Below are 12051 nucleotides of genomic sequence, written 5' to 3'. Positions count from 1 at the left end.
GCCGTGGCTCAGCGACGGGCCACGGGCATTGTCAGCAACTGCAAGCGCTGGGCAATGGCGGCGGGACGGATTTTGCTCCAGCGCTTGTTCGCCGCGTCACCGACGATCAACCGTGTGGAGTGCTGCAAGGGGGTCGGCACGATCTGGTCGATGCGACCCCATACAAGGTCCATTTGCACCTTGTCTTCGGTAAGAAAAAACCAGTGGGGCCCATCGATGCCCTGTTTCAAGGTGCAAGCCTTGAGTACCGCTGGCGTGTTGCGCAGCGGATCACTGGTAAGGGAGATAAAGGTGCTGCCGTTCTGGTCCTGCAAGGGTGTGTCGGGGAAGCAGGTTTTCCTGTCCATGGCGCTCATGGCTGGTGCTCCATGGCGATGGCGGTGTGCTTGGCGTGGGCGTTGCGTTCGCCTCTGAGCCTCTCGACGGCCCGGGCCAGCTCCGCCGGTTCGGTGAGACCGTAGTAGCGGGTCCAGTAGCGGTTGTTGCCGTCCCCCACCAGAATCAGTGGCGAGTGGTTCTCGAAGTTGCCGCTGTAGACACCCAGGCCCTTGAGCGTGGCATCGACCGCCTGCGGCGAACCGGTCAGCCAGCTCCAGCCCGGCCCTTTCTGGAAGGTGCGGGCGTAGTCGTTCAGGCGTTGGGGATCATCACGCTGCGGGTCGATGCTGATGGACACCAATTGCACCTCGGTGCCGACCCGCGCGCCCAAATGTTTCTGTACCCTGCCCATGATCGAGGACATCACCGGGCAGACCGTGGTGCAACGGGTGTAAATGAAACCCATGACCACGATTTTGTTGCTGACCAGGTCTTTTTCCAGGTTGACGACCTTGCCGTTCTGGTCCAGCAAGGCCACGTCGGCAAATCTGATACGGGCGTTCTCCGGGCTGGCGGTGCTGGCCGCCGTGTCGTGCCCGGTGTGCTCGTCCGTCGAGTGAGCCAGCGCCTGGTCGATACCGAAGGCCAACAGGCAAAACGTCAGCAGGCCGCAATGCGCGAATCGGTCCATGTCGGTTTCCTCGTTAGTGGGTATCACCGGGACTGACCCGAAATCCCGGCACGACGCCGGACAAGGGTTGGTCCTGTTTTCAGCAACATTCCTCTTTACCGATCTGTACCTGTCTTACCCGCCCCGTTGTGGGAGCGAGCTTGCTCGCGATAGCGGACTGACAGTCGACATCGTTGGCGAGTGGAAAGCAGTCATCGCGAGCAAGCTCGCTCCCACAGGGGGGGTAAGCAAATCAATCAAGGACCAAGCGTGGGATATGCCGATCATGGACTCGGGCCTCGCTGCGGGTTATCGGGGGAACACTTCTCGATAAATCGACCGGAGCAATCCGCATGCCACAAAAAAATACGTTATTAATCAGCTTGTTATGATCACGACTTGATAGGCCGGGGGATATTCCCCACCCAATCCCCCCCCTTTTTCGCCGGGGCCACTATTCCCCACTATTGGGGAAATTTCCCCGGGTGTTCGATCACAGCGGCGCATCCGCGGGCAACCCCTGCAAACGCCGATACTGCTTCAGCACACTGGGCACATAACGCTGGGTTTCGGCGAACGGCGGGACCACATTGCCCCGGCTGAGCACCGCTTGCGGGCCGGCGTTATAGGCCGCCACGGCAAGCCGGATATCGTTGTCGAACATCGTCATCAGGCGCTTGAGATAGCGGGCGCCACCCTGGATGTTGGCCTTGGGGTCGTAGACATTGGTCACCCCCATTTCGCGGGCGGTGGCGGGCATCAATTGCATCAGCCCGCGAGCGCCCTTGGGTGAGGTGGCGCGGGCGTTGTAGCTCGATTCGGTCTTGATCACTGCGTGCAGCAGCGCCGCCGGCAGTTCGTTGGCCGTGGCCGCCGCCGCCACCAGCTCGGCATAGGGTTGCGCGGCGATCATCTGCGGTTGCTGATCGAGGCTGACCACCGGCGCATCGGGCTCACGAATCACCCGTTCATAGTGGCGTCCGGGGCGGTGGACATTGGACAGGACGTAGCCGCCATTGGCGTCCACGGAAACAAACACATCGGCCTGTGCGGCGCTGGCCAACACAAGGAAACCCAGCAATCCGGCGGTGAGTGTCTTCATTGTTATACCTCCCCTTTCCGGCCCCGAAAATTGGGGGTATTGCCCCAATGGCCAGTCGTGCACCAGCCATACGCAAGCACTGTGCCGTAAGCGAGAAGGCCCGTAGCAAGGGGGGCGCGCAAGGGTCGGCAATCGTGAGCATGGCAATTGCATGCAACTACATGGCAACTCTGCTGCCGACTGTTATGAGGTCATCATGAATCAGCGACTGTGTTATGCCCGGCGAACCCAAAGCGGGTTCACCTTGCTCGAACTGTTGGTGGTGCTGGTGGTACTGGGGCTGTTGGCCGGCATCGTGGCGCCGAAGTATTTCGCCCAACTGGGTCGCTCCGAAGTGAAAGTGGCCAAGGCGCAGATAGAAGGCTTGAGCAAGGCACTGGACCTTTACCGTCTGGAAGTTGGCCATTACCCGTCCACCGAACAGGGTTTGCAGGCGCTGGTCACCGCCCCCGCCGACGAACCGCGCTGGACCGGCCCGTACCTGCAGAAAAAACTCCCGCAAGACCCCTGGGGCCGCAACTACGCCTATCGCTATCCCGGTGAAAACAGCGAGTACGACCTGTTGTCCATGGGCAAGGACGGGCAGCCCGGTGGCGAAGGCGAGAACGCCGAAGTCACCAACTGGAACTGACGGGAATGGCGACCATGCGCTTTCATCTCAAGGCCGTCGGCAAGGCCGGTGTGGTCTCGATGACCGTCGAGGCACCGGGGCACAGCGAAGCCAGGCGCATCGCCGAAGATCAGGGCCTGCGGGTGGTCAGCCTGCACGCCGAACGACATTGGCGCGCCTTGCGCCTGCACAAGCGCGAGACGTTCAACCTGGTGTTGTTCAGCCAGGAACTGACCACCCTGCTCAACGCCGGCCTGCCGTTGATCGATGCCCTGGAAAGCCTGGCGGAAAAGGAAAACGCGCCACAGGCCCGCAAGACCTTGAACGAGTTGGTCCGCCTGCTTTACGAGGGCAAATCGTTTTCCCAGGCCTTGAGCCAGCTGTCGGCGGTTTTCCCCCCGTTGTACGTGGCGCTGGTGCAGTCCAGTGAAAAGACCGGCGCCGTGGGCGATGCCCTGGGCCGTTATGTCAGCTATCGCCAACGCATGGACGAGGTTCGCCAAAAGATCATCAGCGCTTCGATCTACCCCTTGCTGTTGCTGGTGGTGGGCGGTGGCGTGGTTTTGTTTTTGATGGGGTATGTCGTGCCGCGCTTCAGCCTGGTGTTTGAAGGGCTGGGGTCGAACCTGCCCTGGATGTCGCAGATCCTGATGAGCAGCGGCATGTTCCTGCACGCCCACCAGGGTGAATTCTTCGGTGGTTTGCTGGCCATCATCGTCGCCCTCACCCTGCTCCAGCGCCAGCCGGCCTTTCGTCGGGGGCTGGACCGCCTGATCGAAAAACTCCCTGCGGTGCACCAACGCATCTTCATGTATGAACTGGCGCGCTTCTACCGTTCACTGGGGATTCTGCTGCAAGGCGGCATTCCCCTGGTCACCGCCATGGGCATGGTCCGTGGCCTGCTCACCGTCGCCTCCCGCACGCGCCTGGACCAGGCCTGCGACCGGGTGCGCGAGGGGCAATCACTTTCTGCCGCGCTGGAACTCAATCACCTGGTGACCCCCGTGTCCCTGCGCCTGCTGCGAGCCGGCGAACAGTCCGGCAACCTCGGGCAGATGATGGAGCGCAGCGCCGACTTCTACGACGAAGAAATCAGCCGCTGGATCGAATGGTTCGTGCGGCTGTTCGAACCCTTGCTCATGACCTTCATCGGTCTGTTGATCGGGGTGATCGTGATCCTGATGTACATCCCGATTTTCGAGCTGGCCTCGAGCATTCATTGACTCTTTGACGCTGACCCTTTAGACGCGGGTCCGGCTGAACGCTGCACTATTTTTCAATGTTCCCACCGAATAAATCGGTGCGCTGAACTGTTCATCAAGTTCCCACGGGGAAAAATCAGCACATTGCACTGTTCATGAAGGTTCCAATCTGAATTAAAGGACGGAGAACGACATGCTCATCAATAAGCTTTTACTGGCAGTAGCTATTGGCGCGGTTCTGTCGGCGTCTACCGTATTGATTCCGGACAGTTTGTCTGGAGTTTCCAGTGCTCAGGCCAAGGATGGGGGTAGTGGTGGCGGTGGTGGCGGTGGTGGCGGAAGTGGTGGTGGCGGCAGTCACGGTGGCGGCGGTGGTGGTAGCGGTGGTGGCGGCGGTGGCGGCGGCGGCGGCGGCGGCGGCGGCGGCGGCGGCAGTCATGGTGGAAGCGGCAGTGGTGGCAACAGCGGCAGCGGCCACAGTGGCGACCATGGCAGCAACAGTGGCCATGGCAGTGCCAACAGCGGTTCGAGCCACTCCGGATCGGTCTCGTCCTCAGGACGCAGCGGCACCCATGATGAACCCGGGGACGACCATGGCGTTCATCGGTCCGGTGAAGTCGGCGACGATCATGGCGTTCATGCCAATGGCGAGCCCGGTGATGACCATGGTGTCCATGCCAATGGCGAGCCTGGGGATGACCGCGGTGTCCATACCGAGCCCGGTGATGACAAAAGGAGCTGATTCCCACTGATTCCCATGCAACACAAAACCCTGTGGGAGCGAGCTTGCTCGCGATGGCGGAGTGTCAGACGACTTCAATGTTGGATGACACGACGCCATCGCGAGCAAGCTCGCTCCCACAGTGGCCGATGTGAGTCAGGCAATCCGCCGCTCTACAACCCACCCTCAGACTGATCCAGTTCCTCGCGCAAGAACTCAACCAGCGCCTGCACCGGCCGCGAACTCTGCCGGTGTTGCGGATAGACCGCCGACAACGTCAGCGGCTCCGGCCGAAAATCCTCCAGCACTTCCACCAGTCGTCCATCCTTCAACGCCGAGCCAACAATGAACGTCGGCAAATACGTGATCCCCAGCCCGGCAATCGCCGCGTCCTTGAGCAATTCACCGTTGTTGACCCGCATCCGCCCGCTGACATTGACGCTCAATGGCTTGCCCTGCCCTGCAAACCGCCATTGCACCTGTCGACCATGGCCGTACGGCAGGCAGTCGTGACCGTGCAAATCTTCAGGCTTGAGCGGTGTGCCGCGTTCGGTCAGGTACGCCGGGCTTGCGCAGTACACCCGCTCAATGGAGGCAATGCGTCGGGCGATCAGTGTCGAGTCTTCCAGTGTGCCGATGCGCAGCGCCAGGTCGTAGCCCTCACCGAGCAAATCCACGGGACGATCGCTCAAATCCATCTCCACCGTCACGTCGCGATAGCGCTGCAAAAACACCGGCAACAAGCAGCCCAGATGCGCCAGCGCGAACGACAGCGGCGCACTCACACGAATGGCCCCCCGTGGCTCGGTGGTCTGGCCGGCGATGCCCTGCTCCACTTGTTCGACTTCGCTGAGCAGACGCAAGGCTGACTCGTAATAGCTCTGCCCCAGCGGCGTGACATCCAGGCGCCGGGTCGAACGATTGAGCAAGCGCACGCCCAGGCGCTCTTCGAGTTGCATCAAGCGGCGGCTGACAAACTGCTTGGACAGCCCCAGTTGATCGGCGGCCGCCGTGAAGCTGCCGGAGTCCATGACCTGGCAAAAAATACGCATATCTTCGAAGGGGTTCATTGTCACTTCCCGGTTGACAGTCAAACACGTTATAGCCGCTTTTTCCCTTCCTGACACACCATTAATCTTCGTTCACTGCACTGAAATCACCTTCCCCGAAGGATCTGCGATCTGTTTGCCACAAGCATTTAAATGGAGTTTCCCCATGTCCTTTCTCCTTGGTCACCTGCTCTCACTGAGCACCCTGCTGCTGGGCATCGACGCCCTGCTCTGGCACCTCGCGCCATTCAAGCATCGCGTCAGCCGGGTCGGTGTGCGCCTGGCGCTGTTTGTGCTGTTCAGCGCGGTGCTCATCAACGCCGGCGTCAGCCCGTTGCAGGCGCCGTTGTTTGCCGATGATCGCGTGGCACAACTGGGGGCCACGGCACTGGGGATTCTCTGGTGGCTGTACGCCGCGCGGGTGCTGACCGAAGTGATCGGCCTGGCCCTGATGCGGCGCATCGGCCATAGCGGCCGGCTGTTGCAGGATGTCATCGGTGCACTGGTGTTCCTGATTGCCGTGGTGGCCGCCGCCGGCTACGTGCTGGAGCTGCCGGTGAAAGGTTTGCTGGCGACCTCCGGCGTCGTCGCCATCGTGGTGGGTCTGGCATTGCAGAGCACCTTGAGCGACGTGTTCTCCGGCATCGTGCTCAATACCACCAAGCCGTATCAGGTCGATGACCGGGTTTCCATCGACGGTATTGAAGGCAAGGTGCTGGATATCGACTGGCGTGCCACCCACCTGCTGACCAGCGCCGGCAGCACCGCTGTGGTGCCGAACTCGGTGGCGGCCAAGGCAAAGATCGTCAATCTCAGCCGCCCGTTCAATATGCACGGCGTGTCGATCAGCATTCAGGTGCCCAACCACATCCGCCCGCGCCGGGTACTCGATGCCCTGGACCGCACCCTTCAGGGCAGTAGCAGTCTGCTGCTCGATCCGGCGCCGAAAGCCGTGCTCAAGGAGGCCGGCGAAACCATGTCCGAATACGTGGCCAGCGGCTTCATCGCCGAATTGGGCAAAAAGGGTGAAGTGCGCAATCAACTGTTCGACCTGGCCCATCGGCACCTCGAAGCGGCAGGCATTTCCCGGCAACCCGATGGCGTGATCGAGCCGTCGACCCGTGCACGGGCCTTGCTCGATGAAGTGAAAATATTCCGCTCCCTGAGCGCCGAGGAACGGGATCACCTGGCCCAGAACATGGTGGCGCAGCAATACGCGGCCGGTGAGGTGGTGCTGGATCTGGAGGAAGTACCGGACAGCCTGTTCGTCATCGCCACCGGCGTGGTCAGCGCCACCGTCCCCAACGGCAGCACGCAGATCGAAGCCGGGCGCATGGGGCCGAGTGAAGTCATGGGCGAACAAAGCATCCTCGCCGACACGCCGTCCCAGGCACGGTTCACCGCCATGACCTCAAGCATCATCTACCGCCTCGACAAATCACTGACCCGCAACTGCATGGCGCAACGACGGGAAGTCGACCGGGCGTTGAACAAGCTGCAGGCGGTGCGCCAGCAGAACAGCCGGATGGCGTTGATGGCCAAACCGGTAGCGGTCAGGAAAGGTGGGTTTTTGAGTTGGTTGCAGAGTCGCTGATCAAGTGATCACACAAAAAATCTGTGGGAGCGAGCTTGCTCGCGATAGCTTTCTGTCAGTCAACATGTGTGTCGACTGATACGCCGCCATCGCGAGCAAGCTCGCTCCCACAGGTGTACTTCTTACTTAGCGGTAAATTTGGTGTAGCTGTTGATCAGGTTGCGATAGTTCGGCAGGCGTTCGGACAGCAGGTTGGCCAGGCCTTCCATGTCGTTGCGCCAGTCGCCTTGCAGCTCGCAGGCCACGGAGAACCAGTTCAGCAGTTGTGCACCGGCGGCCGACATGCGCGCCCAGGCCGCTTGTTGCACGGTGGTGTTGAAGGTGCCGGAAGCGTCGGTCACCACAAACACCTCAAAGCCTTCGGCAATGGCTGACAGTGTCGGGAACGCCACGCACACGTCGGTCACCACACCGGCAATGATCAGTTGCTTGCGACCGGTGGCCTTGATCGCCTTGACGAAGTCTTCGTTGTCCCAGGCGTTGATCTGGCCCGGGCGTGCAATGAACGGCGCGTCCGGGAACTGCGCCTTGAGCTCCGGCACGATCGGACCGTTCGGACCGCTGTCGAAACTGGTGGTGAGGATGGTCGGCAGTTTGAAGAACTTGGCGATGTCGCCCAGCGCCAGCACGTTGTTCTTGAACTCGTTGGGCGAGAAATCCTGTACCAGCGAGATCAGACCGGTCTGGTGGTCGACCAGCAATACCACAGCATCGTCTTTGTTCAGGCGTTTGTAGGGAACGTTGCTCATTGGAAACTCCTTGGTGGATGGTTGTTGCAGTCAGCGCCGACCTGTTGGGCCGGCGCTTTTTTAAAAGAGTCAGAAGGCAAAACACGAGCAGCCAAAGGCGCCCCAGAAACCGGCGAAATCGCTGACCGGCGCGTTCGACAGGCGCGCCCGTTCATGACTGTGGGAATGCACCGCGCACGGGCCGCTGCAATGGTGAACCTGGGCCTGCATCGGCGAAGTCGGGCGCCAGTGGCCCGGCACCTTCACCACCGGCGACCAGTCCGGCAGCACCGGCACGCTGGCCGGCCCGAGCTTCTCGAAGTCACCGGCGCCGTACACCACCTTGCCGCCGACCACGGTCAATACCGACTCGATCCACTTGATCGCCTCTTCATCGACGCTGAAAAAATCTGCACTGAGGGCCGCGACGTCAGCCAGTTGCCCGACCTTGATCTGGCCCTTCTTGCCTTGCTCCGAGGAGAACCAGGCGCTGCCGTGGGTGAACAGTTCCAGCGCCGTCAGGCGTGAAAGGCCTTCGGCGTGCAATTCCATACCTCCGACGGTGCGACCGCTGACCATCCAGTACAGCGAGGTCCACGGGTTGTAGCTCGACACCCGCGTGGCGTCGGTACCGGCACCCACCGGTACGCCTTCGGCCAGCATGCGTTTGATCGGTGGCGTGGCTTCGGCCGCTTTCGCGCCGTAACGCTCGACGAAATATTCACCCTGGAACGCCATGCGATCCTGAATCGCGATGCCGCCGCCCAGCGCCCTCACCCGCTCGATGTTCTGCGGGGTGATGGTTTCGGCGTGGTCGAAAAACCACGGCAAGCCGTTGAACGGAATGTCGCGATTAACCTTCTCGAACACATCGAGCATGCGGCTGATGGATTCGTTGTAGGTGGCGTGCAAACGGAACGGCCAGCGTTGCTCGACCAGATGGCGCACCACCGGCTCCAGTTCGGCTTCCATGGTTTGCGGCAGGTCCGGGCGCGGTTCGAGGAAGTCTTCGAAGTCCGCCGCCGAGAACACCAGCATTTCCCCGGCGCCGTTGTGTCGCAGGAAATCATCGCCCTGGTGCAGCTTCACGCTGCCGGTCCAGTTCTTGAAGTCGGTCAACTCTTCCTTCGGTTTCTGGGTGAACAGGTTGTAGGCGATGCGCACGGTCAGTTGCTCGTCCTTTGCCAACTGCTCGATCACCTGGTAATCGTCCGGGTAATTCTGGAAACCGCCGCCGGCATCGATGGCACTGGTCAGGCCCAGGCGATTGAGTTCGCGCATGAACTGACGGGTCGAGTTGACCTGATACTCCAGCGGCAGCTTCGGCCCCTTGGCCAGGGTCGAGTACAGAATCATCGCGTTGGGCCGCGCCACCAGCATGCCGGTCGGCTCGCCATTGGCGTCACGCACGATCTCGCCGCCTGGCGGATTCGGTGTATCACGGGTGTAGCCGGCGACACGCAACGCGGCGCGGTTGAGCAAGGCGCGGTCGTACAGGTGCAGCACGAAAACCGGCGTGTCTGGCGCCGCCTGATTGAGCTCCGCCAGGGTCGGCATGCGCTTCTCAGCGAACTGGAATTCGTTCCAGCCACCGACCACCCGCACCCACTGCGGGGTCGGCGTGCGGTCGGCCTGCTCCTTGAGCATGCGTAAGGCATCGGCCAGTGACGGCACACCTTCCCAACGCAGTTCCAGGTTGTAGTTCAAGCCGCCACGGATCAGGTGCAAGTGTGAGTCGTTGAGCCCGGGGATCACGCAACGCCCCTTGAGGTCGATCACCTGGGTGTTCGAGCCCCGCAGGGCCATGGCTTCGGCATCGTTGCCGACCACGACAAAACGCCCGTCGCTGATCGCCACGGCGCTGGCGAGCGGTTTTTCGCGGTCAACGGTATGGAATTGACCATTGAACAGAATCAGATCGGCGTTCATCACGGTTCCTCGTGCAATGTGGCGGGAGACAGCCAGGGCGCGAACAGATGCGTCGCCATGGGCATGAAGATGTAAACCACCGACAGCACGATGGTCAGGGTGATCAGAAACGTGGCCACCACGTAATTGGAGAGCAAGGCATTGAGCCGCAACAACGGCCCCCATAGCAGCGGCACCAGCAAGGTGTGCGGCAGGATCACCAGCAGCGTCACCACAGCCTGCTTCCAGCGCGGCGGTGGCGTACTGGCCTCGGCCTGGGGCGAGAACCAGAACTCGTTGACCGGATTGACTTCGGTCTGGTCGCCATCGGCCAGCATCGGCGCGGCTTCATCGACCAGTTCCTGGCGTTGCGGTGAATCGAGCCAGCGCTGCATCGCCTCGGTCGAACAAAAGCGCAGCACGCAGGTGTAGGTGTCCAGGCCAGCATTCTTGCCACGCACCACATCCACGCCCAAGTGCCCGACGTTCTGCGCGGCCACCTTGACGATGTTGCGCAGCCAGGCTGCATAAGGCACTTCGAAACCGGCCTTGACCCGGTGCTTGACGATCAGGGTCACCACCTCATCAGGCCCCGGACTTGCCGGCTCACGGCGATTGGATTCAGACATAACGCAAGGCTCCGGCGAAACGGACATTGAGTGCCAGGCGTCCCGGCCCGGCGATGAAAATGCTGGTGAACACGATCAGCAGCAGCCAGCCGAACTGGCCTTCGAAGAGCGTCCACTGCGGATGCACGATCAACATCGACACCCACAGCAAAAACAGAATAGGCAAACACGCTAGACGCGCCAGCAACCCGGCGACGATCAGCAGCGGGCACACCACCTCGGCGAAAATCGCCAGCATCAGCGTCAGATTCGTGCCCAGGTGGAAGGGGTCTTCGATGTTTTGCAGCTCGGCACTGTAGTGAAGCAGCTTGGGCAAGCCATGCACCCACAACAGGAACAACCCGCCGCTGACCCGCAGGAACAGCAGCCCCCAGTCTTGCGCCCGATCATCACTTCGCGAAGTGTCCATGGCCTACCCGCACAAATGAAAAACCACCGGCGTCGATGCGCCGGGACAGGATTCGATAGTGCCGGGGCGGAGGAAGGAAAAATTGAATGTACGTGCTCTGTTTGCGGGAAGACCGAGATCGACCAAACGACATAGAACCCTGTGGGAGCGAGCTTGCTCGCGAAAAACGTCTGGACAACACGATCAATCAGGCAGCACGCGTTATCGTTGACGTCCATCGCGAGCAAGCTCGCTCCCACAGGGTTGCTCGTTGCTTGCTGCTACTGGACTAGTCTTGCGGGTCGAGATTATCCAGCGCCCGATTCACCGCCAGCTCACCCAACATGATGATCTGCGCAATCCCCAGCAGCGCATTGCGATGAGGGCTTTGCAGAAATCCAGCAAGATCGCTGGCCATGATGCTGGCCGAGGCGAGGGATTCGCAGGCGTGGGCCAAGAGGGTTTCGGTGTTGATGTCGGGGGCGATGAGAAACATCGTGCTGGGGTTGCGTGGTGGTGCCGGGGCTTTCGGGGGATTGGGGGTGGGTTTGAACATGGTCAAGCTCCTTGATCAATGGAGCCGCCACAAGTCGCTGCTAAACGAATTGGGTGGCGGCTGTACGCGGGTTAGCAGACCAGGGATCAAGGAACCCGGCGCACCGAAGTGCCCCACGCACAGCCACCAAATTGCAGATCGAACTGATCTGAAGGTGACACTGGCGAGCCTTGAAATTTACCGAGCTGCTAAACCCGATCGCTGAATGGGCAGCGACGTGGAGAACGATAGAGATCAGGGCCAAGACTCACAAGCCGGCGGATTCTGGCGTAGTTGTAGGCAACGACGCAAGGCGGTGTGGCTTTCAGGAATAGAGGCTGACGGCTTTTAAACAGGGCTTTCAGAACACTGCACATTCCCTGTGGGAGCGAGCTTGCTCGCGATGGCGGCATTACATCCGGCATTGGTGTTGACTGATACACCGCTATCGCGAGCAAGCTCGCTCCTACAGTGGATCAGCGTATGTCTGTGAGAGATTGGTCGGCTGTCAGGCCGCCTTCGCGGGCAAGCCCGCTCCCACAATTTTATCGGTGTACATCAGCAAGAAATTGATTGGCTGGCAGGCCGCCTTCGCGG

12 protein-coding genes and 1 pseudogene are annotated in these 12051 nt (G+C 61.0%); 4 read left to right on the top strand and 9 right to left on the bottom strand.

Going from position 1 to position 12051, the window contains the following annotated elements; genetic code table 11:
• Nucleotides 1-8: 8 nt before the first annotated feature.
• The 3 genes and pseudogenes from AC1RDQ_RS21125 to AC1RDQ_RS21115 all read right to left on the bottom strand — a co-directional run.
• Nucleotides 9-365, bottom strand: a pseudogene (locus AC1RDQ_RS21125) (thioredoxin domain-containing protein); the annotation flags it as partial.
• A complete protein-coding gene (locus AC1RDQ_RS21120) occupies nucleotides 353-1009 on the bottom strand; it encodes an SCO family protein (RefSeq protein WP_492588021.1) in 657 nt (218 codons plus the stop codon). The pseudogene AC1RDQ_RS21125 and the gene AC1RDQ_RS21120, both read right to left, overlap by 13 nt.
• A 472-nt stretch (nucleotides 1010-1481) precedes the next feature.
• Nucleotides 1482-2090, bottom strand: coding sequence for a transglycosylase SLT domain-containing protein (locus tag AC1RDQ_RS21115; RefSeq protein ID WP_057715500.1), 609 nt, complete (start codon nucleotides 2088-2090; stop codon nucleotides 1482-1484).
• 196 nt (nucleotides 2091-2286) lie between these two features.
• Here AC1RDQ_RS21115 and gspG point away from each other — a divergent pair, with 196 nt between their 5' ends.
• From gspG to AC1RDQ_RS21100, 3 genes are all read left to right on the top strand, one after another.
• Nucleotides 2287-2721 (top strand): type II secretion system major pseudopilin GspG, encoded by a 435-nt coding sequence (gspG, locus tag AC1RDQ_RS21110; protein WP_057715501.1) that lies wholly within the window; start codon nucleotides 2287-2289, stop codon nucleotides 2719-2721.
• A gap of 14 nt (nucleotides 2722-2735) precedes the next feature.
• Nucleotides 2736-3923 (top strand): type II secretion system F family protein, encoded by a 1188-nt coding sequence (locus tag AC1RDQ_RS21105; protein WP_090457830.1) that lies wholly within the window; start codon nucleotides 2736-2738, stop codon nucleotides 3921-3923.
• 172 nt (nucleotides 3924-4095) lie between these two features.
• Nucleotides 4096-4644, top strand: coding sequence for a hypothetical protein (locus AC1RDQ_RS21100; RefSeq protein ID WP_492588020.1), 549 nt, complete (start codon nucleotides 4096-4098; stop codon nucleotides 4642-4644).
• A 152-nt stretch (nucleotides 4645-4796) separates the two neighbouring features.
• Here AC1RDQ_RS21100 and AC1RDQ_RS21095 read toward each other — a convergent pair whose 3' ends face one another.
• Nucleotides 4797-5693: a LysR family transcriptional regulator gene (locus AC1RDQ_RS21095; protein ID WP_492588019.1), complete on the bottom strand. Its 897-nt coding sequence runs from the start codon at nucleotides 5691-5693 to the stop codon at nucleotides 4797-4799.
• 145 nt (nucleotides 5694-5838) lie between these two features.
• Here AC1RDQ_RS21095 and AC1RDQ_RS21090 point away from each other — a divergent pair, with 145 nt between their 5' ends.
• Nucleotides 5839-7266: a mechanosensitive ion channel domain-containing protein gene (locus AC1RDQ_RS21090; protein WP_492588018.1), complete on the top strand. Its 1428-nt coding sequence runs from the start codon at nucleotides 5839-5841 to the stop codon at nucleotides 7264-7266.
• Between the two features lie 122 nt (nucleotides 7267-7388).
• Here AC1RDQ_RS21090 and ycaC read toward each other — a convergent pair whose 3' ends face one another.
• The 5 genes from ycaC to AC1RDQ_RS21065 all read right to left on the bottom strand — a co-directional run bounded on the left by ycaC (nucleotide 7389) and on the right by AC1RDQ_RS21065 (nucleotide 11475).
• Nucleotides 7389-8015, bottom strand: coding sequence for an isochorismate family cysteine hydrolase YcaC (gene ycaC / locus AC1RDQ_RS21085; RefSeq protein WP_008004800.1), 627 nt, complete (start codon nucleotides 8013-8015; stop codon nucleotides 7389-7391).
• Between the two features lie 69 nt (nucleotides 8016-8084).
• The gene (locus tag AC1RDQ_RS21080; protein WP_057715505.1) at nucleotides 8085-9923 is read right to left on the bottom strand and encodes an amidohydrolase; all 1839 of its coding nucleotides are present in this window, start codon (nucleotides 9921-9923) and stop codon (nucleotides 8085-8087) included.
• Nucleotides 9923-10531, bottom strand: a complete 609-nt coding sequence (locus tag AC1RDQ_RS21075) for an antibiotic biosynthesis monooxygenase (protein WP_057715506.1) — start codon at nucleotides 10529-10531, stop codon at nucleotides 9923-9925. The genes AC1RDQ_RS21080 and AC1RDQ_RS21075 overlap by 1 nt, the downstream gene beginning before the upstream one ends.
• The gene (locus AC1RDQ_RS21070) at nucleotides 10524-10940 is read right to left on the bottom strand and encodes a DoxX family protein (protein WP_057715507.1); all 417 of its coding nucleotides are present in this window, start codon (nucleotides 10938-10940) and stop codon (nucleotides 10524-10526) included. Before AC1RDQ_RS21070 ends, AC1RDQ_RS21075 begins: the two co-directional genes overlap by 8 nt.
• A gap of 268 nt (nucleotides 10941-11208) precedes the next feature.
• Nucleotides 11209-11475 (bottom strand): DUF6124 family protein, encoded by a 267-nt coding sequence (locus AC1RDQ_RS21065; protein WP_340315491.1) that lies wholly within the window; start codon nucleotides 11473-11475, stop codon nucleotides 11209-11211.
• Nucleotides 11476-12051 lie beyond the last annotated feature (576 nt).

Source organism: Pseudomonas sp. GW823-FHT02E01 (assembly GCF_058797535.1).
The sequence above is the reverse complement of the archived record's forward strand: the minus strand, read 5'-3'. Positions and strand labels throughout refer to the sequence as shown.

Coding starts and splice junctions, on each gene's coding strand:
- AC1RDQ_RS21120 (WP_492588021.1), bottom strand. CDS start 1,009: ATGGACCGATTCGCGCATTGCGGCCTGCTGACGTTTTGCCTGTTGGCC.
- AC1RDQ_RS21115 (WP_057715500.1), bottom strand. CDS start 2,090: ATGAAGACACTCACCGCCGGATTGCTGGGTTTCCTTGTGTTGGCCAGC.
- gspG (WP_057715501.1), top strand. CDS start 2,287: ATGAATCAGCGACTGTGTTATGCCCGGCGAACCCAAAGCGGGTTCACC.
- AC1RDQ_RS21105 (WP_090457830.1), top strand. CDS start 2,736: ATGCGCTTTCATCTCAAGGCCGTCGGCAAGGCCGGTGTGGTCTCGATG.
- AC1RDQ_RS21100 (WP_492588020.1), top strand. CDS start 4,096: ATGCTCATCAATAAGCTTTTACTGGCAGTAGCTATTGGCGCGGTTCTG.
- AC1RDQ_RS21095 (WP_492588019.1), bottom strand. CDS start 5,693: ATGAACCCCTTCGAAGATATGCGTATTTTTTGCCAGGTCATGGACTCC.
- AC1RDQ_RS21090 (WP_492588018.1), top strand. CDS start 5,839: ATGTCCTTTCTCCTTGGTCACCTGCTCTCACTGAGCACCCTGCTGCTG.
- ycaC (WP_008004800.1), bottom strand. CDS start 8,015: ATGAGCAACGTTCCCTACAAACGCCTGAACAAAGACGATGCTGTGGTA.
- AC1RDQ_RS21080 (WP_057715505.1), bottom strand. CDS start 9,923: ATGAACGCCGATCTGATTCTGTTCAATGGTCAATTCCATACCGTTGAC.
- AC1RDQ_RS21075 (WP_057715506.1), bottom strand. CDS start 10,531: ATGTCTGAATCCAATCGCCGTGAGCCGGCAAGTCCGGGGCCTGATGAG.
- AC1RDQ_RS21070 (WP_057715507.1), bottom strand. CDS start 10,940: ATGGACACTTCGCGAAGTGATGATCGGGCGCAAGACTGGGGGCTGCTG.
- AC1RDQ_RS21065 (WP_340315491.1), bottom strand. CDS start 11,475: ATGTTCAAACCCACCCCCAATCCCCCGAAAGCCCCGGCACCACCACGC.